At 50.4% G+C, this 19,106-nt stretch carries 15 protein-coding genes and 1 pseudogene; 1 reads left to right on the top strand and 15 read right to left on the bottom strand.

What is annotated here, in order from left to right:
• Positions 1–102 precede the first annotated feature (102 nt).
• The 11 genes from ACYQ2N_RS14230 to ACYQ2N_RS14180 form a co-directional block, all read right to left on the bottom strand.
• Positions 103–840, bottom strand: coding sequence for an RsmE family RNA methyltransferase (locus ACYQ2N_RS14230; protein ID WP_459999910.1), 738 nt, complete (start codon positions 838–840; stop codon positions 103–105).
• On the bottom strand, positions 827–1,768 hold the full coding sequence (gene prmA / locus ACYQ2N_RS14225) for a 50S ribosomal protein L11 methyltransferase (RefSeq protein WP_459999909.1): 942 nt from the start codon (positions 1,766–1,768) through the stop codon (positions 827–829). The genes ACYQ2N_RS14230 and prmA overlap by 14 nt, the downstream gene beginning before the upstream one ends.
• An 8-nt stretch (positions 1,769–1,776) precedes the next feature.
• The gene (gene dnaJ / locus ACYQ2N_RS14220) at positions 1,777–2,901 is read right to left on the bottom strand and encodes a molecular chaperone DnaJ (RefSeq protein ID WP_459999908.1); all 1,125 of its coding nucleotides are present in this window, start codon (positions 2,899–2,901) and stop codon (positions 1,777–1,779) included.
• 138 nt (positions 2,902–3,039) lie between these two features.
• Positions 3,040–4,881 carry a molecular chaperone DnaK gene (gene dnaK / locus ACYQ2N_RS14215; protein WP_459999907.1) on the bottom strand — a complete coding sequence of 614 codons (1,842 nt, stop codon included), beginning with the start codon at positions 4,879–4,881 and terminating at the stop codon, positions 3,040–3,042.
• 27 nt (positions 4,882–4,908) lie between these two features.
• Positions 4,909–5,523: a nucleotide exchange factor GrpE gene (gene grpE / locus ACYQ2N_RS14210; protein ID WP_459999906.1), complete on the bottom strand. Its 615-nt coding sequence runs from the start codon at positions 5,521–5,523 to the stop codon at positions 4,909–4,911.
• A 36-nt stretch (positions 5,524–5,559) separates the two neighbouring features.
• Positions 5,560–6,594: a heat-inducible transcriptional repressor HrcA gene (gene hrcA / locus ACYQ2N_RS14205; protein WP_459999905.1), complete on the bottom strand. Its 1,035-nt coding sequence runs from the start codon at positions 6,592–6,594 to the stop codon at positions 5,560–5,562.
• Between the two features lie 136 nt (positions 6,595–6,730).
• Positions 6,731–7,954 (bottom strand): radical SAM family heme chaperone HemW, encoded by a 1,224-nt coding sequence (hemW, locus tag ACYQ2N_RS14200; RefSeq protein WP_459999904.1) that lies wholly within the window; start codon positions 7,952–7,954, stop codon positions 6,731–6,733.
• Between the two features lie 5 nt (positions 7,955–7,959).
• Positions 7,960–9,765 (bottom strand): translation elongation factor 4, encoded by a 1,806-nt coding sequence (lepA, locus tag ACYQ2N_RS14195; RefSeq protein WP_459999903.1) that lies wholly within the window; start codon positions 9,763–9,765, stop codon positions 7,960–7,962.
• 88 nt (positions 9,766–9,853) lie between these two features.
• Complete coding sequence (gene murJ, locus ACYQ2N_RS14190; protein WP_459999902.1) at positions 9,854–11,422, bottom strand: murein biosynthesis integral membrane protein MurJ; 1,569 nt, start codon at positions 11,420–11,422, stop codon at positions 9,854–9,856.
• Between the two features lie 93 nt (positions 11,423–11,515).
• Complete coding sequence (gene spoIIP / locus ACYQ2N_RS14185; RefSeq protein ID WP_459999901.1) at positions 11,516–12,595, bottom strand: stage II sporulation protein P; 1,080 nt, start codon at positions 12,593–12,595, stop codon at positions 11,516–11,518.
• A 110-nt stretch (positions 12,596–12,705) separates the two neighbouring features.
• Positions 12,706–13,038, bottom strand: coding sequence for a phage holin family protein (locus tag ACYQ2N_RS14180; protein WP_459999900.1), 333 nt, complete (start codon positions 13,036–13,038; stop codon positions 12,706–12,708).
• A gap of 244 nt (positions 13,039–13,282) precedes the next feature.
• Here ACYQ2N_RS14180 and rpsT point away from each other — a divergent pair, with 244 nt between their 5' ends.
• Complete coding sequence (rpsT, locus tag ACYQ2N_RS14175) at positions 13,283–13,555, top strand: 30S ribosomal protein S20 (RefSeq protein WP_459999899.1); 273 nt, start codon at positions 13,283–13,285, stop codon at positions 13,553–13,555.
• Positions 13,556–13,802: 247 nt separating this feature from the next.
• Here the strand turns inward: rpsT and holA are convergent, their stop codons facing one another.
• The 4 genes and pseudogenes from holA to ACYQ2N_RS14155 form a co-directional block, all read right to left on the bottom strand.
• Entirely contained in the window at positions 13,803–14,810 is a 1,008-nt protein-coding gene (holA, locus tag ACYQ2N_RS14170) for a DNA polymerase III subunit delta (RefSeq protein ID WP_459999898.1), read from the bottom strand.
• A 221-nt stretch (positions 14,811–15,031) separates the two neighbouring features.
• Entirely contained in the window at positions 15,032–17,530 is a 2,499-nt protein-coding gene (locus ACYQ2N_RS14165; protein WP_459999897.1) for a DNA internalization-related competence protein ComEC/Rec2, read from the bottom strand.
• Entirely contained in the window at positions 17,527–18,150 is a 624-nt protein-coding gene (locus ACYQ2N_RS14160) for a ComEA family DNA-binding protein (RefSeq protein WP_459999896.1), read from the bottom strand. The genes ACYQ2N_RS14165 and ACYQ2N_RS14160 overlap by 4 nt, the downstream gene beginning before the upstream one ends.
• Positions 18,151–18,337: 187 nt before the next feature.
• Positions 18,338–19,036, bottom strand: a pseudogene (locus ACYQ2N_RS14155) (flavodoxin domain-containing protein); the annotation flags it as partial.
• Positions 19,037–19,106: the final 70 nt, after the last annotated feature.

Below are 19,106 nucleotides of genomic sequence, written 5' to 3'. Positions count from 1 at the left end.
ACCGACTTGGCTGAACCATCGACCACTCAAACCCGAAATCCGCTCGTCCATAACCTCCAGCTTCCGACCTCTTGATTTGGCCACGACCATCGAACATCGAAATCACCCCAGGTCTCCCCACTGCGAGAGCGCTATCGTAAGAGCTGCCAACGCCGCAGTTTCCGCCCGCAGGATGCGCGGTCCCAGGGTCACAGCCCGGGCCGTGAGGAAATCGAAGGCCCAGCTTACTTCCTCCGGCTCAAAACCGCCCTCTGGGCCAATAAGAATTGCGAGCGGGAGAGACCGGTCAAGTTCTGCCAGTGCCTGGCTAAGATGGAGCCCCTGCTCATCTTCATACGGAATCACCCACTGAGTCACTTCAGGCAAAAGCTCTTTCAGTTCAGCCCAAGCGCTTACAGGGTAAATCACAGGCTCACGCACACGCTGGCACTGTTTGGCGGCTTGGGCGGCAATTTTCCCCCAACGTTTGACCCGCTCCCGAGCTTTATCCCCTTCCAGGCGCACCACGGAGCGTTTCGCCCGCAAGGGCACCAGTCCGGCCATCCCTAATTCCGTGCCTTTCTGCACCACCCATTCAAGCTTGTCCCCTTTGGCGAGCCCGGTTACCAAATACACGGAAGACTTGGCTTCAACTTCCGGGTAATGTTCTCCCAGAATACGGATACCCACACTTTCAGGATAAATCTGCTCCACCTCGCCCAGCCATTCCCCGCCGCTATTGTCAAAACCTATCACCTTATCTCCGGGCGCAAGGCGCAAAACCCGCACCAAATGCTCCCTTTCCGGCCCATGCAGCCAAAACATTTTCTGGCCGCGCTCCCCAATTTTAAAACGGTGCATCCTCAGCCCACCTCGCCCGGTAAAGTATCCAGCCTGAGTCTTCCGTACGTTCAACTATTTCAAGCCCTGCCGCCTGCAACTCTGCTTCAACCTCGTCTGCGCGCACATCGATAATCCCGGAAGCCAAAAACTCCCCTCCCGCGGCCAGGAGCTTTTTAAGTTCAGGCAGCAGCCGAATGATAACATCAGCAATAATATTGGCGACTACGATATCAGCCTGGCCGGTCAGTACCTGCCCCAGGTTCCCGTGCACCACTGCGACCGACTCACTGACCCCGTTTAAGGCTACATTTTCCCGGGCAACTTCCACCGCCACTTTATCAAGATCCACAGCCTCAACCCGCGCACCAAGTCTAGCGGCAGCGATAGCCAAAATGCCGGAACCCGTGCCCAAATCAAAAACCTTCATGCCCGATTGCACAATTTTCTCCAGCATCTCCAGGCACAGCGTGGTGGTTGGATGCGTACCCGTGCCAAAGGCCATACCTGGGTCTAATTCCAGGACAATATCCCCCGCTTTTACCGGAGCATCCTCCCAGGTCGGTTTAATTAACAAGTGTTCCCCTACTCTGACTGGTTTATAATAGGCCTTCCAAGCCGTGGCCCAGTCTTCTTCCGTGAGAGTTATCCCTTTAACCTGAACCACCCAGGAGGGGAAAAGCTCCAGGAGCAGGCGCAATCCCTGATCGAGTTCAGCCAGCTTAGCGCTTAAATCCTCATCTTCCGGCACATACCCTTTGACCACGGACGTACCGGTTAAGGCGACTTCCCCAAAAGTATGGTAATCCCAACTGCCGGACTCAATGTAGCTCTGTAGGAGTTCCGGGTCTTCCACACTGACTCCGGGGCAGCCTAACTTATAAAAAAGATCGGCAACAGCTTCCTCCCCTTCGGCTGAAACTGTTACCGCCACTTCATGCCAGTTCATGCTTTCGTTCACCCCATCGCATCGCGCAAGTTTTCCTTGAACTTATCGAACAAGGATTTCTTCCCCATTTGCTGAGTTTCGCTTGTCAACTCGCCAAATTCCTTAAGCAGCTCTTTTTGCTTATCGGACAGCTTTGTCGGAGTGCTGACAATAACTCTCACATGCTGGTCCCCGCGCCCGCTGCCGCGCCGGTACGGAATACCATGCCCTTTGAGCCGGAACACTGTGGCAGTCTGCGTCCCTTCCGGAATCTTCATCTTGACATTCCCGTCAAGAGTAGGCACTTCCACTTCCGCCCCCAGAGCAGCCTGCACAAAAGTGATGGGGATCTCACAATAAACATCATTGCCATCCCGCTCAAAAAACTTGTGCGGCTTGACATGGAGCACGATATAAAGATCACCGGGAGGCCCACCGCGGTGGCCGGCCTCCCCATCCCCGCTCAAACGCAGGTTAAGTCCGTCTTCCGAACCTGCCGGTACATTGATCTTGATATTTTTAACCTTGCGCACTTTCCCTTGCCCGTTACAAGTGCGGCAAGGGCTGGAAATTGTCTTCCCTTCTCCGTGACAGGCAGGGCAAGTACGGGCTGTCTGAATATGCCCAAACGGCGTGCGCTGAGTTACTTTGATCTGCCCGCTGCCCTGGCACTGCGAACAAGTTGTGGGGTGAGTTCCCGCTGCCGCGCCTGAACCCTGGCAGTCAGGACAGGTCTCCGAGCGAGGCACCTGAATCTCTTTTTCAATACCAAAAGCTGCCTCTTCAAAGGTAACAGCCATATCATAGCGCAAATCCGCACCCCGCTGCGGACCATTGCGGCGGCCACCGCCGCCACCGCCGCCGAAGAAAGCGTCAAAGATATCTCCGAAACCGAAATCTCCGAAGCCCCCGCCATAACCGGCCTGATTAGGGTCGGTTCCGGCGTGCCCGAACTGATCGTAGCGCGCCTTTTTCTCCGCGTCACTTAAAACATCATAAGCCTCGGAAATTTCCTTGAACTTTTCCTCTGCTTCTTTATTGCCCGGGTTCACATCCGGATGGTACTGGCGCGCAAGCTTGCGGTAGGACTGCTTAATCTCCTGTTCGCTTGCGCTGCGTTCGACTCCCAACACCTCATAGTAATCCCGTTTCATACTCTTCCTCCATCATCCGGTCCACAAACTTCCTCAGGATAAAGACACCCTCATAATAAAAGACATCACAGAACTTCTAAGGTCCACGATACCATAAAGAGGGGGCACAAAGGATCTCCCTCTGCACCCTCTTAAGTTTTATTTGTCTTTGTCTACTTCAGTATATTCAGCATCCACGACATTGTCGTTCCCTTTGGCCCCTTCATTATTCCCGGGGTCACCGGAGTTAGGAGTTTGTCCCGGAGCGCCGTGCTGCTGATACATCTTTTCGATGAACGGATGAAGCACCTTAGTCAGTTCTTCTGCTTTAGCGTTAATCGCTGCGGCATCCTCACCGGCAGCAGCAGTTTTAAGTTCTTCCACCGCTTTCTTAATTGCATCTGCTTCAGCGGCATCCCCTTTGCCTTCGAAGTCTTTCAGGGATTTTTCAGTCTGATAGATTAAAGAGTCGGCTTGATTCTTAGCATCGATTAATTCTTTGCGACTACGGTCTTCCTCGGCATGAGCTTCAGCATCCTGGCGCATCTTCTCGATCTCATCTTTAGAGAGACCGGTCGAAGAAGTGATGGTCACTTTCTGCTCATTGTTGGTGGCCATATCTTTGGCTGACACGTGCACGATCCCGTTAACATCAATGTCAAACTTGACCTCGATTTGCGGAATTCCCCGGGGTGCAGGCGGAATTCCTGTCAGTTGGAAACGGCCCAGCGTTTTGTTATAGGCGGCCATTTCCCGTTCCCCTTGGAGGACATGGATATCAACCGAAGTTTGGTTGTCGGCAGCCGTGGAGAATATTTGGCTCTTGGTCGTCGGAATAGTCGTATTGCGGTCGATAATGCGGGTAAAGACGCCGCCCATAGTCTCAATGCCCAAAGATAGCGGAGTTACATCCACTAGGATAATGTCTTTCATTTCCCCGGTCAGAACTCCACCCTGGATCGCAGCCCCCAAGGCCACTACTTCGTCCGGATTGACCCCTTTGTGCGGTTCCTTGCCGCTCACCCGCTTAATTGCTTCCTGCACTGCCGGAATCCTAGTGGAACCGCCGACCAAGATGATCTGGTTAAGATCGTTCCAGCTCAGTTTAGCATCTTCCATCGCTTGGCGGGTCGGTCCCATCGTAGCTTCCACCATGTCAGCCACCAATTCTTCGAATTTGGCCCTGCTGATGTTCATGTCCATGTGAGCCGGGCCCTCCGCTGTCATCGTAATAAACGGGAGGTTAACGTTACTGGTGCTAACTCCGGAAAGCTCAATTTTGGCTTTTTCCGCTGCTTCTTTGAGGCGTTGAACTGCGACCCGGTCTTTCGCGAGATCTACCCCTTGGGATTTCTTAAATTCCGCGACCATATAATCAATCAGGCGCTGGTCAAAGTCATCCCCGCCCAAATGGTTGTTGCCGCTGGTAGCTTTGACCTCAACCATTCCTTGGCTTAGCTCAAGAATCGAGACATCAAACGTTCCGCCACCCAAATCAAAGACGAGGACTGTCTGATCCTGCTGTTTATCAAGTCCGTAAGCGAGTGCTGCTGCTGTCGGCTCGTTGATAATCCGCAAAACCTCGAGACCGGCGATGGTCCCTGCATCTTTGGTAGCTTGGCGCTGAGCATCCGTGAAATAGGCGGGAACAGTGATAACGGCCTGGGTTACACTCTGCCCGAGATAAGCTTCCGCATCTGCTTTGAGTTTTTGCAGAACCATCGCAGAGATCTCCTGGGGACTATAATTCTTGCCGTCAATACTAACTTTATGATCTGAGCCCATGTGCCTCTTAATCGAACTCACCGTTTTATCCGGGTTGGACACGGCCTGCCTTTTGGCGACCTGGCCTACGAGGCGCTCTCCGGTCTTGGAGAAGCCTACCACTGAAGGGGTGATGCGGCTCCCTTCGGCATTAGCGATAACTACAGCTTCCCCACCTTCCATGACAGCGACACAAGAGTTTGTTGTTCCTAAGTCAATTCCTATCACTTTACCCATTGTTTTTCTTCCTCCTTGACATGCACCCTAGCTTGAAACTTTAACCATGCTCGGACGCAAAACTTTATCTTTTAGATAATACCCTTTTTGAACTTCCTCAACGACCGTATTGGCCGGATGTTCCTCAGAATCCACTTGCATGATGGCCTCATGCAGGTTGGGGTCAAAAGCCTGGCCCACTGCCTCAATCTCTGCCAGCCCTTCCTTGCCCAAAACGCCATTCAGTTGCCGGAAAATCATCTCCACCCCTTGGGCCAAAGCGGCAAAATCCTGGCTGTTCTTGGCCGCCTCAAGTGCTCTTTCAAAATTGTCAATGACCGGGAGCAGTTCTCCCACCACCCGCTCGGACGCGTACTTAACAAGTTCTTCTTTTTCCTTAAGTGTACGCTTGCGAAAGTTATCGAATTCGGCCTGCAAACGCTGGAGCCGGTTATAATAATCATCTGCTTGGGTCTTAGCCTCTTTAAGCTCGGCTTCAAGTGTAAAGGCTGTCTCCGGTGATCCTTCCCCAGTACTTTCATTTTCCAAACTTAAGCTATCTGCACTTGCATCCTCGACCTTCTGCCCGGAATTTTCCCACTCAGCACCTTCCTGCTGTGCTTGCGGGTCTAACTCCTCGATTTCCCCGTTCCTATATCTCATTCATTTACAACTCCGTTTCTCTAAATCCTTGCCTCACTAGCGCTTGCGGCTCTTAGAGAGAAGGTCCGTCAAACTGCGCGTCATAAAATCCACGATCCCCATAGACTTAGCATAATCCATGCGCGTGGGGCCAAGCACTCCGATTGAGCCAATTACTTCCCCGTTCACTCGGTAAGTGGCAGAAATAACACTGCAATCCTGAAACTCCTGCAGCTTATTTTCCCCCCCGATTGTTACGCTTAGTCCATTCCGGGGCGCAGAAAGCAACTTTTTGAGGCACTCATCTTCTTCAAAAGCCCCAAAAAGGCTTTTGACTTTGTCAAAGTCCCGGAATTCCGGCTGATTAAGCATATTTAGAGTGCCGCCCAGGTACACTTTTTCCCCTTCCGGTTCGTCGTCCAGAATAGCCCCTAACATCGAAAGGGCATTGTCGAGGAGATGGCGTTGCTTTGTGAGTTCACTGTAAATCTCATGCAAAAGTGTCTTCTTGATCTGCCCCAGGGAGAACCCTTTCAGCTTATTGTTAAAAACAGTTGCTACTTGCTGCAGGTCTTCTGCGGTCAGATATTCTCCAATATCCACAATATGGTTCTCAACCGCCCCATTTTCTTTGACCACAACCATAATTGCTTTGCCAGGCTGATACGGCAAAAAATACATCTGCCCGAAAGAGCTTTTCCCTTTCTGTGGTCCCATGACAATACTGGTAAGGCTTGTCAACTGGGACAACAGCTTGGCCGTATGGGAAATAACTTCCTCAATCTCACTGATGCGCTTCGTGGTCTCAATTTCAATCGTATTTTTGTCCTCGCTGCTCAGCTTGGGAGCATCCATGAGACAGTCTACATAATAACGATAACCGGCATCAGAGGGAATGCGGCCCGCTGAAGTATGGGGTTGTTCAATAAACCCTAAGTCTTCAAGATCAGCCATTTCGTTGCGGATTGTGGCCGGGGAAACTCCCAAGTTGAATTTGCGGGCAATTGTGCGGGAGCCTACAGGCTCAGCGCTGGCGATATAATCCTGGACGATGGCACGCAGGATTCTTTGTTTGCGGTCATCCATTTGCATTTTGCCCCAACCTTTCTGAAAAAAACCATCTTGGGCAAGCAACAGCAGGAAACTTGTTAGCACTCTCTATTGATGAGTGCTAATATTTATGCCCTCACATTACCATGGCATTTTCCCTTTGTCAAGGGAGAAATCTTTAGAGAAATTCTTGCAATACAGTGTTAGCGATAAAAAAATAACAAGGATTAAGCTTTAAATACCCTTTTTCTTTAAACAGTATTCCCTGGCTTTCATATTTTTCTAACACATCACGATAAATATCCTCAAGCCTGACCCCGAAATCGCGGGCAAAAGCGGCGAGGTCCACACCCTGAGCCAAACGCAAACCCAAAATAACGCGTTCCGTCATGCGCTCGCGCTCAGAAAGCTCCTCGCGCTCCTCTGGGGCTTCTCTAGCGGCGCGCACAAGTTCCCGGTATTCCGGAATATCTTCAACGTTTTTGGAACGCACTCGACCCTGAAAAGAGACCGCACCCGGCCCTAGTCCCAGGTATTCCCGGCCCTGCCAGTAAGTCAGATTATGCTGACATTCATAGCCGGGCCTGGCAAAATTAGAAGTTTCATAGCGCACATACCCCGCCCTTTCCAGGCGTCCAACTGCCCAATCATACATATCAGCCTGAAGGTCGTCATCTGGGAGAGTCAGAGGGTATGGTTCTTCTTTAACACTTTCGCCAGGATAAACTCGCTTGAATAACTCAGTCCCTTCCTCCAGCATCAACCCATACACTGACAAATGCTCCGGTGCCCACGCCAAAGCCTCTTCCACGCTTTTCTGCCAGGTACGCAGGTCTTGTCCGGGAAGACCAAACATTAAATCCAGGTTCAGATTGTCAAAGCCTGCTGCTCTCAGTTCTTTAATACTGCGCCGGGCATCATCCGCGCAGTGAATTCTTCCCACCTGGCGTAGAAGTTCATCATTAAATGACTGCACCCCAAGAGAAAAGCGGTTAATTCCAAACGTTCTGAGAGCGGAGAGTTTCCCCGGCGTTAGCGTCCCCGGGTTTCCTTCCACAGTTTTCTCGGCGGTTTTCTCCGCGCTTGCTTCAAACCGGAAATATTTATTAATACCGGTGAGCAGTACTTCGAGCTCAGTTTCAGAGAGGGCTGTCGGTGTCCCCCCGCCGATAAAAAGAGAAGACACCCCCAGAGGGGTATCCTTCTGCCGCCAGCGCATTTCTGCTGCCAAGCCTTCGAGGTAGATTTCCACCAAGCTGTGGGAACCAAAATCCCGACCACGAGCGCGCTGCCCTAAGGAAAGGGAAAAAAACGCGCAGTAATCACATTTCTTGAGACAAAAGGGGACATGGACATAAAGCGAGGGACGCTGCGCTAAAGAAAGGATATCAGAATAACACATTTACTTTACTCCTCGAGTTCAAGCACTGCCATAAACGCATCTTGCGGAATCTCGACATTCCCGACCTGCTTCATGCGTTTCTTGCCCTCTTTCTGTTTCTCCAAGAGTTTGCGTTTACGGGAGATATCTCCTCCGTAGCACTTCGCGAGCACATCTTTACGCATGGCCCTGATCGTTTCACGCGCGATTACCTTGGCCCCAATTACAGCCTGAATCGGGACTTCGAACATCTGGCGCGGAATGATTTCCCGCAATTTCTCCGCCATCTTTCTACCCCTGGTATAGGATTTATCTCGGTGCACAATAAAAGATAAAGCGTCCACGACTTCCCCGCCGACCAAAATATCCAGTTTCACCAAGTCTGCCTCTTTATACCCTGTCAGTTCATAATCAAGTGAGGCGTAACCCTTAGTCCTGGACTTCAACAAGTCAAAATAATCATACACTATCTCACTGAGGGGCAGTTCATAGATCAGGCTCACACGGTTCACTGAAAGATATTCCATATTCACGTAATTACCGCGTTTTTCCTGGTTTAATTCCATGATCGCACCGACGAATTCAGACGGCGTCATGATGGTCGCTTTCACAACGGGTTCCGCGATCGCCAGGATCTCTCCGGCCACAGGCAGGTTGGCCGGATTATCGACCTTAATTGTCTCTCCGTTGGTCTTTGTGACCTGGTAAATAACGCTCGGGGCCGTGGTAATTAGATTCAGGTCGTACTCACGCTCCAGGCGCTCCTGGATAATTTCCATGTGCAAAAGGCCGAGGAAGCCGCAACGGTAGCCAAAGCCGAGAGCCGCTGAAGTCTCAGGTTCAAACACCAGGCTGGCATCATTTAAGTGCAGCTTTTCCAAGGCATCCCGCAGACGATCATAATCGCTGGAGTCGACCGGGTAGAGACCGCAGAAAACCATGGGCGTAGCTTTGCGGTAGCCCGGCAACGGAAAAAGAGCGGACCTTTCAGCATCTGTAATCGTGTCTCCGACCTGAGTATCTTTAACATTCTTAATGCTCGCAGCGATGAAACCGACCTCACCCGCCTTAAGCTCATCCACCATACGCATGGCGGGGGAGAAAACCCCGACTTCAGTCACTTCAAACACCTTATTCGTGGACATCATTTTGATTTGTGTCCCCTTGGCCACGCGGCCATCCATTACCCGTACATAGGAGATTGCCCCTTTGTAAGCGTCAAAGTGAGAATCAAAAATTAACGCTTTCAAGGGAGAACTGTCATCCCCGCCCGGCGGCGGCACTTTGCCGACGACCGCTTCGAGAATTTCCGTCACCCCTACGCCGGTCTTCGCCGAAGCCAAAATGGCGTCGCTGGCATCAAGGCCGATCACATCCTCGATTTCCTGCTTCACCCGGTCGGGTTCCGCACTCGGTAGATCAATCTTATTAATTACCGGGACAATTTCCAAATTGTTCTCAAGCGCTAGGTAAACATTCGCCAAGGTCTGGGCCTCGATACCCTGGGCAGCATCCACCACTAAAAGTGCCCCCTCGCAGGCGGCCAGACTGCGTGACACTTCATAGGTGAAGTCAACGTGTCCCGGAGTATCAATTAAGTTGAGCTCATAAACCTGGCCGTCCTGAGCGCGATAATTCAAACGCACAGCCTGGAGCTTAATGGTGATCCCGCGCTCCCGCTCCAAATCCATCGAGTCCAAGACCTGTTCTTCCATCTCACGCGCTGACAGCGCTCCCGTATATTCAATCAGGCGGTCGGCCAGGGTTGATTTCCCATGGTCAATATGAGCTATTATAGAAAAGTTGCGAATATGTTGTGACGCTTGTGCCACAGTGTTCCCCCTCATTTACTCCGTTTAATATTGTAAGCACTACGAATTCTGAACTTTAATTATACCAGATACTCTTGGCAATGGGCAATTAAACTGAACGCCCCAGCTTTCTCTGCAAAAGCCCCGCTGCCTGCCTGAACTCCTCCATCCGGAGGACGTGCGCAGCCAGCCCAAACACCAACACTCCCAAACCGATCCCTGAAATAAGCTCAACGAGCGAAGCCAGCTTACCCTCGCCTAAATATCCGTTTAAGAACGTGCTCCAGACCCAAATCAGCACTCCCATCATCAGTGCTGCCACCACTGTCCGCATAAACGTTGAAAGGATGCGCCCGCCGTCTATTCCGCCTAAGCGCTTCCGCAACAGATAAAATAAAATAAACATATTCAAAAAAGCAGCCACCGAGGTGGCCAAAGCAACCCCGCCCTGGGCCAGCGGTTTAAGCAGGACAAACATACCGCCGATATTGACAGCCATCGACAGTATCCCCACCAACACCGGAGTCCAGGTATCCTGCAAGGCGTAAAAGGCTCTGGGCAATACTTGAATGATAGCCTGGGCAAAGATTCCCAAGGAAAAAAAGAACAACGGCAGAGCCGTGGCAGCCGTATCCTGTACCTTAAAAGCCCCATGCTGAAACAGTACCCGCAGCAATGGATAGCGGAGCACGATCATACCTACGGAAACCGGTACCGTCAGGAAGATAATCATGCGCACGGCACTGGAATTGATCTCCTTAAATCTCTGCCAGTTCTTCAAAGCTGCCTGCTCAGCCAAGGTTGGAAATGCGGCTACTGCCACCGCCAACGCAAAAATCCCCACCGGCAGCAAATACAGGCGGTAAGACCACTGAATCGCTGTGATGCTCCCCTGAGGAAGGGAAGACGCCAGATTGGCGCTGACGATGACTTGAAGCTGGTTTATGGTATAACTGATTATGATGGGCAAAGCCAACGCAGCAATCTTACGCACTCCGGGATGATGCCAGTCAATAAGCGGATAATACCTTAGCCCTACTTTCTTCAAAGCCGGAATCTGGACTGCAAAGTTTACAGCCGCTCCGACTACTACCCCGAAGGCAAAGCCCGAAATGCTTTCCGGGCGGTTGGGGTCAGAGAAAATAATGCCAAACAGGATAATACAGACGTTATAGAGAACACTTCCCAAAGCAGAGGGCCAGAAAACCTTATACGAATTCAAAACCCCCATGGTAAGCCCGCTTAAAGCCAAAAGCAGGGGCTGAATCAGGATAATCCGGGTTAAGCCCGTAGCGAGTTCCATATCCTCCTGGTTAAATCCCGGCACTTGCATCCGGACAAACACAGGGGTAAAGAGAAGTCCCAGGATTATTAGTACACTTAAACTGATAAATAAAATATTGACGACAGAGCTAACCACGCGCCAAGCTTCTTCTTCTCTGCCCTTGGACAGGTATTCGGACAACACAGGAATAAAGGCAGCGCTTAATACGCCGCCCACCAAAAGCCAATATATCAAATCCGGAAGATTGAACGCTGCAAAATAGGCATCCGTTGCGCCCGACTTGCCAAAATAATTGGCGATTAAAGACTCGCGCAAAAAGCCCAGTATCCTAGAGAGTAAATTCGCAATCATTAGGAAACCGGCCGCTTTTGCTACTGAACGGGTAATAGACATGGCTTTATTCCTTCCCCGATATATCCTAATGGCACCGGACCGTGTCCTGCCCGTCCGCATTATAACATTTTTCAACCTGGTGGAAAAGCGCACCTACCATTTTACCCCTAAAACTTGTTGCTTAAGCCACTCGACCAAAACATCGGCCACCAAGTCGGCTGTTCCTTCAGCTTCCTTCAACGTATTTTGCTGGCTTCCGAATTCGAGCAAGAGGGCACCCTCAGAGAGATGCTGGTTATAACGGGCATCAGATGCATAACTGATAGCGGGAACAAAAAGCCCGGGATATTTTTTGGTGGCAATTTCAATTAATTCCCGCGCCATCTCTTCGTTTTTCTCCCAATCTGGGTTTTTCTTACCAATCACAATCAGAACCTTGCTTACCTCGCGCCCGCCAATATTCACCGTTGACTTGCTGATTCCCGGTGGAACCCCGTCGCGGTGAATATCAAGGAGAATCTTAATTGTCGGATAGTCTTCAAGCAAGGCTTGAGCTGTTTTCACTGATTCCCCGTAGGACTTCATAAAATCTTGCGCGTCATGAATGCGCTCAGAATGGACCGCTCCTATTTGTTTATTCTCCAAGGCTTTGGCCAAAGCCGCCCCTACTTTAACCACGTCTCCGTTAATACCTGACTCATGCTCATTGCCGCCATCCCCGCTGTAGCTCTCAGAATTATGTGTGTGGTATATCCCTACCAAGACCTTTTTAGGATCGGGATGCCCTGGAGATACCAGAGAGGGGGGCTTGGGCTCTTGATCGAAAGGCTCTAAAATAGGGCCCTCCTGTTCCGGATCATCAGGGTGGTAAGCCCAGCTCAGCCAGGCCGGACCCTGCGGCGGCGGAGAAAAGTAGCTAAGAAAGAAAGTACGGGCATCGGCGATGTTGACTCCAGTAAGCAGAAACATCCCTAAAGATGTGCCCTGGGCGCGGGCCTGTTCCAAACGACCCCGTTCAGACCCGGAAAACCCGGCTGCCCCTTCCAATAATACTATCTCAAAAGGGAACTTCTGGTTAAGGAGCAAAGTAATTAATTGCCGGGAACTTCCACGGTCAAGCGCATAAAACATAGAAACGAAAAAAAGCACCAAAACTAAAAAACCCACTGCACGTCTGGCCCAAACGGCAGACGGCCATACTTTCCAAGGTCGTCGATATTCTTCACTCAACAAAAAACTTGTCCCCCTTTCTTATAAAAGAAATATGAGGGACAAGTTATCTATAGAACCAAATCTTTGAATCGCACTTGGCTTCCGTAACCAGTCATTCTCTAAAAATATGTCTAGCGCAGTTCTGTCGGTACAAAGCTATCGATGATCCCAATGACCAGGGATGCCAACAGTGCGCCAATGATGCTGACCCGGATTGAACCTGGAACAATGAACTGACTGAGGTAGATAACCACAGCAGCGGTTAAGAAGCCAACAGTACCGCGGCCAACCCGCGACATCTTGTTCTTGCCGAAAGCAAGTTCAATAACATAACCCAGAGCCGCAATCACGACTGCAGCGATCAGTGCCCCTGTAAAGCCGGCGACCTGAAGGCCTGGAACAATGTAACTCACAAGCAGCAGGACGATTGCCGAGACAACAAACCTCACAATTACTCCTAACATTGATAATACCCTCCTATCATTTTGATGCACTAGCAAATTAACACGAACTACAATCCTAGTTTAGACAGATAAAGCAAAATTTATTTATCACGTCGGCGAAAAGACTCCCACCTCAACATGTGCTATTTTTGCGCTATTCTTCTGCATTTTCTTCCACTTTTTCCTTGCTAAATCAAAAAACGAATGATAAAATGTAGTTTGCGTACCCATAGCGGGATATCATAGCTAAAGGGGGTGACCACCAGTGCCAAATATTAAGTCAGCGATCAAAAGAGTAGAACTGGCAAAAGTTCGCACGATTAAAAATGCTGCTGCTAAATCGACCTTAAAAACCGCCATCCGGCGTTTTGAAGAATCCTTGACCTCAGATAAGGAAGCAGCAACTCTGGCTTTGCATAAAGCTAGTCGTGCTTTGGATAAAGCCTCCTCTAAAGGATTAATCCATAAGAACAAGGCTGCCCGCAAAAAATCCCGTCTCACCAAAAAGTTGGCCAACCATTTTTCTAAAGTTAGCTAATTTAAAAGTAAGTTTCCAGTCAGGAGTCAGAAGCCAGGAGCGTTAGTCTCCGGTGGAGACTAACGCCGTGAGACCAAGCCGTTAACGAATGCTTATGGCCGAACGGAGCAGCATGAGAGAACGGTTCATCGTCGTATTCTGACTACTGAATTCTGAATTCTGAATACCGAATACCTGAATAGTAACGAAACTGTTTAATTAAAGGGTTGCCTCAGTTCGAACTGCATGTGAACTGAGACAGCCCTTTTCATTTTTTGTTGCATATTTCCACGATCAGAAGCTCAAGCAGGAAAACAGGATCTCCCCCGCCGCTCTTAAGCGCGACCTCCGTCTGCAGGCACTTTGCCAAGCCCTCAGAGAGTACCTGGTAAGCAAGCTTTTCACTCTGCTGCCAAATCTTACGCGCTGCATACGGACTTTTGACCCCGACCACACTCCCGAAATCAGCACCCTTACCCCCTTGTCTACGCCAACTGCGGGCAGCGAGCAACAGTCTTATCTGGCGCACTATCATCGTCAGGACCTTGAGATGGTGTTCTGCCCTTAACACTTCATGCAGCTTATTCAGAGCATCCTCGGCCGAACGGGCGGCAATCGCATCCACCAATTCAAATACCGTTGCTTCAACCGTGCGATTAACGATTTCCCGAATATCATCTTTGCCTATATCTTCCCGCTCTCCCACATAAGCTGCCACTTTGTCAAGTTCCCGGCTCACAACCCCGGTATTATGCCCCGCCCAGTCGAGAAAAAACAGCATAACCTCAGAACTCATCCTCTTACCACACCCACGCACGGCACCTTTCATCCACATCAACCAGTCCTGGGAGCTTTTCGGCACAGCAAACTCAAGTATTACTCCGTTTTGTTCGATTAGTTTATAAAGCTTGCGGGCTCTGTGCACATGCTCAGCGAGCAAGAGCAAGCAGGTATCCGGATTAGGGCTTGCGAGATAAGCATAGAGTGAGTCTAAGTTAATACTCAAGTTATCCTGAAAATACGGAATATCCTCAATTACCAAAAGGCGTTTGGCAAAGAAAGAAACGGTATTGGCATATTCTATAACTTGCGCCAGCGAAGCCTCTTTGCCAGGCAAGGATTCAATTCCGCTTCCGGACGGATCAGCGACCAGAAAGAAATTTTTCAACACTTGGACCGCTTCTTTGAGTAAAAACTTATCTTCCCCATGCCATAAATAGACAGGTGGTAGCTCTCCTCTGGCAACAGCCTCGCGCACACGCTCGATCTCTAGCATTTTCACCCCTCCTAGTCCATTTTAACAAGAAAACGGAAAAAAGCCAGGAACAAATCCCTATGCCTTGTGAAGAAAAGCTAAAATAGCTCTGGCGGCAAAGAAAAAGCCCCCCCACCTAAGTGAGGAGGTCAAAGAAAGAGGAGGAGAAAAGAGATGTTCCCTCCTATTCTTTCCACTAATCCAGTGTTTATACATATTTTCCTAAAAATAGATAGAATAATTTATCTTGCAGTAGATATTTCTGCCCCCTCGGCACTTAAATGCAAGCTTATTGTACCCTCCCTGTCCGTACGATAAACCGGAACCTGGCGCTCCTGCCAATAACTCAGGACTTCGGGGGAAGGGTGACCGAAGGAGTTTTTTCCTACTGAGATTATTACCGCCTGAGGATGCACTTGGTCAAGCCAAGTCTCGTCCATAGAATACTTACTCCCATGATGCGGTTGTTTAAAGAATGAATTGTCGAAGTTCAGACCTGACTCAGCAATTTCCTCCATTTCTTCCGTTTCCATATCCCCGGTTAGAAGTACGCTCTGCCTCTGATAATTCAGCTTAAGCACAAGGGAATTGTTATTGGCATCAGAGCGGGTGTTGGCCAGGATCTCTGAAGGGGCTAATACTTCCAGGAAAACGTTGGAATCAAGCTCAATAGTATCCCCTGCCCGCAGTCTGTGAGCCTGCCCTAATTTTAATAGATTCTCTTGCCACTCCTGACTGTATAAACGTACACCTACATCCGGCACGCCTACCCACCCAACAGGGATATTCTCAAGCACAGCCTTGGCTCCCCCGACATGGTCTTCATGCTCATGCGTTACGATCAGAGCATCAAGCTTGCCTATCCCTACATTGAGAAGGTAAGGGACTATGATTCGCTCCCCGCTGTCGAACTTTTCTGTTTGCGGTCCGCTGTCTATCAGCAAGGAGTGATTCCCCGGAGTGCGGATTAAGACGGCATCCCCTTGCCCCACATCAAGAAAAGTTACCTCTAGTTCGTGCTGCCAATTCCACGGACTCCAGAGCAAGAGCGCCCCCAAAACAACAACTGCCCAGCGGTACCTCCACTTCAAAGGCACCACCTTCCACTTCGATGCTAACACCTTCAACTTCGATGCTAACACCTTCAACTTCGAACTAACCTTTGCTGCATGTACCTCCGGCGTAGCAATCTCTTCCACCAACGCCCCTGCTTTCCTGCGAAGACGCTTAAGCTGGACCTCAAAGACAAAAATAGCCTTTTTATGTCCCCACAGCCAAATTCCGATGCCCCCGTACCAGACAATCCAGAAAAGAGCAGACGGTTTCAACACTAAAACTTCGGCCCACGGCAAGGCAGCCAGTTGTCCCAAAAACCAATCAACAGCGCGCAAAAGCCAGAGACTTGCCTGAAAAAGCGGAGCAGCAAGCAGAGGGCTAAACGATAACATGACGCCAACAATGCCGAACTCAAAGATGACTCCTATCAGAAACAGTACCCCCAGGTTCGCGAAAAATCCAATCAGGGATAGGCGGTGGAAAACTGTGATTAAAATCGGCAGGGTGGCAAGCTGGGCGGCCAAGGTACCGGCTGCAGCGGTTCTTACAGTAAGTGGGAACTTGAGCATTAGTTTAAGGCCCGCAAGCCGAGGGCTCAGGACAATGATCCCCCAGGCGGCGGCAAAGGACAATTGGAAGCCGATATCTTTTAACACTAACGGATTATGAACAAAGAGCGCGCCCGCGGCCAGGTAAAGAAAGCGCGAGCTCAAAACCTTCCCTCTGCCCAGGTAACCTAAAAGCGCAGCTATTCCAAGCATGGCGGCCCGCACTACCGGCAAGCTTCCTCCGCAAAGAACGGCATAGAAAACAAGGGCCAATGAAGCTAACCCCACTCTGGCCCCTAATGGCAGAAATCTGGTTATTCCCCACACCAGGGCAAAGACAAAGGCCACGTTTGACCCCGAAGCTGCAAAAACATGAAGCACCCCGGTTTTGCGGTAGCGCTCCTGTACATCCGGCGGAATAGCCCCGGCATCCCCAAAGAGAATCCCTTCCAAAACAGCTCTATCTTCAGGTCCCCAGCTTACCAACACCTGCTTGACCTGCTGACGCAAGCGCCAAGCAGCGGGTGGCTTACCCACTGCTACGAGTTCGACCTCTCCCTTGGCCGTAAGACTTCCGCTTAAACCGCGCACCGCGTAATAGAGCCTGCGGTCGAAACCACCTTTGATTCCCGGTGACCGAGGCTGTTCCAGACGTGCACTCAAGCTAAGTTCATCCCCCGGCTGCACGCGTTTCCAGCCTTCGGGATAACTTCCATCCGAACCCGGATATACCTTTAAGACATATTTGCGACCCTCAATGTCAGCAAAGCCAAAAATACTTTGCATAACCTCTTCGTCGACATGCTTGATGCGCACAATTCCGGAGAAGCCGTCTTCCCCCTGCCGCCACTCCTCTAAGACACCGCTAAGGGACAACCTGTCAATGGTCACAGGCTTAGGCAAACTAAGATTTGCCGTCAGACCATAGACAAAGCCGACCGCCATACCGGCGGCCAATAAAATGATTTCCGGCTTGCTTAAATGCCCGCTAAAATCCTGCGGATGCCACAGCCACAGACGCAACAGTAAAAGGATGATGAGCCCCAACACCCAAAGCCTGGCCGCCGACGGCAGAAAGACTGCTCCCGCCCCACCCAGGATCACACTGACATACCTATTAGACCACAAATCTCTCATGGCCCGACCGTTACCATGGAACTCATTTTTTCAAATGTTTTGGGCCCGATCCCCGAGACGTTCATGAGATCTTCGGGCTGCACAAAAGGACCGTTCTCAGTCCGGTATTGAATAATACGCTCAGCCAACGCAGGTCCGATTCCCGGCAATTTATCCAGTTCAGCCGTACCGGCTGTATTAATGTTAATTTTAGTGCCAGAATTTGGCTGAACTCCTTGAACCGGATCTTGTGCTGACCCTTGGCTCACCCCTTGAGCCGGATCTTGTGCCGACCCTTCGCTCACCCCTTGAGTTATCCCGACAGCTCCGGCTTTATACGGAATTGTGATCTTCTGCCCATCCTTAAGCCGCTGCGCCGGATTTATCTGTTCAAGCTCAGCTTCAGGCAAAGGCTTGGCTTCTTTCAAGGCGTCATCGAGGCGGGCATCGAGAGGCAAGCGCACCAACCCCGGTTTCTCCACAGCACCGGTGACATAGACCACCAGCCGGCGTTCATCCACATTCGCCGCACCCGCCTTAAAAGCAGAGTTTGAACCCGGCACGATAAACAACTTCCAGACAGCCCCGACGACCAATATAGCCAAGGCAACCCACCAGACAATACGCAGTCTGCGTTCCATAAGCCACGCCCCCAGGAAAGAGAGTTTTTTTTCACCATCCTTTCCAATTCGCCCTAATCATTCCTTTTCCTGCCGCGAAAAAAGAGTGATTATGTCGGAAGGAAATTATATCAAACAAAAAAGCTCACCCCGTAGTCCTTAAGGCAAGCTTGTTCATCCTTAACCCCTGTAAGTTTCGTTTATCACGCTACAGGTTGCCCACTAGTTCTTTCCCGAAATCAAGGCAGGCAGCCACCCCTTCTTCATCCGGATGCCACAACACTTTAAGCCCGTCATTGACCACTGTGAACCCTGCCTCTGTTAAACGGGCACTCAAAACTTTCGTACTTTCCCCGCTCCACCCGTAAGATCCGTAGGCAGCGGCTTTTTTGTTTTTGAACCCCAGTCCTTTCGCTTCTTCGAGTATGGCCGCTACGGAGGAAAGAATCCCCCGGTTGACCGTTGGGGAGCCGACCACGATCGCTTTGGACTTAAAAACTTCCGTGAGAATATCGTTCTTGTCATTGCGCGCTGAGTTAAAAACCTTAACACACAGCTCAGAATCCGCAACCTTAATTCCTGCGGCGATTTGCTCGGCCATACGGCGGGTACCGTTCCACATGGTATCATAGATTATCGTAATCTGGTTTTCTTGATAATCGCGGGCCCACTCTTGATATTTCTCAATGATTTCTATAGGATTGGCGCGCCAACTGACCCCATGGCTAGGGCAAATTATGTCTAACGGCAAATTAAGACCCAGAAGCTCGAGAATCTTTTTCTCGACCATTTTGCTAAACGGAGTCAGGATATTCGCATAATACTTTATGGCTTCCGCATAGACTTCGGCGGCATTCTCCTCATCCTGAAACATTGTTGCCGAAGCATAGTGCTGGCCAAAGGCATCCGTATAACTCTTCCCCATGAAATGTACGCAGTTCCCAGTCAATTTTCCCAACCCAACGGACACTCGGGCT

It is taken from the genome of Paradesulfitobacterium aromaticivorans (assembly GCF_054657415.1).
This window is presented reverse-complemented; position numbering and strand designations above follow the sequence as displayed.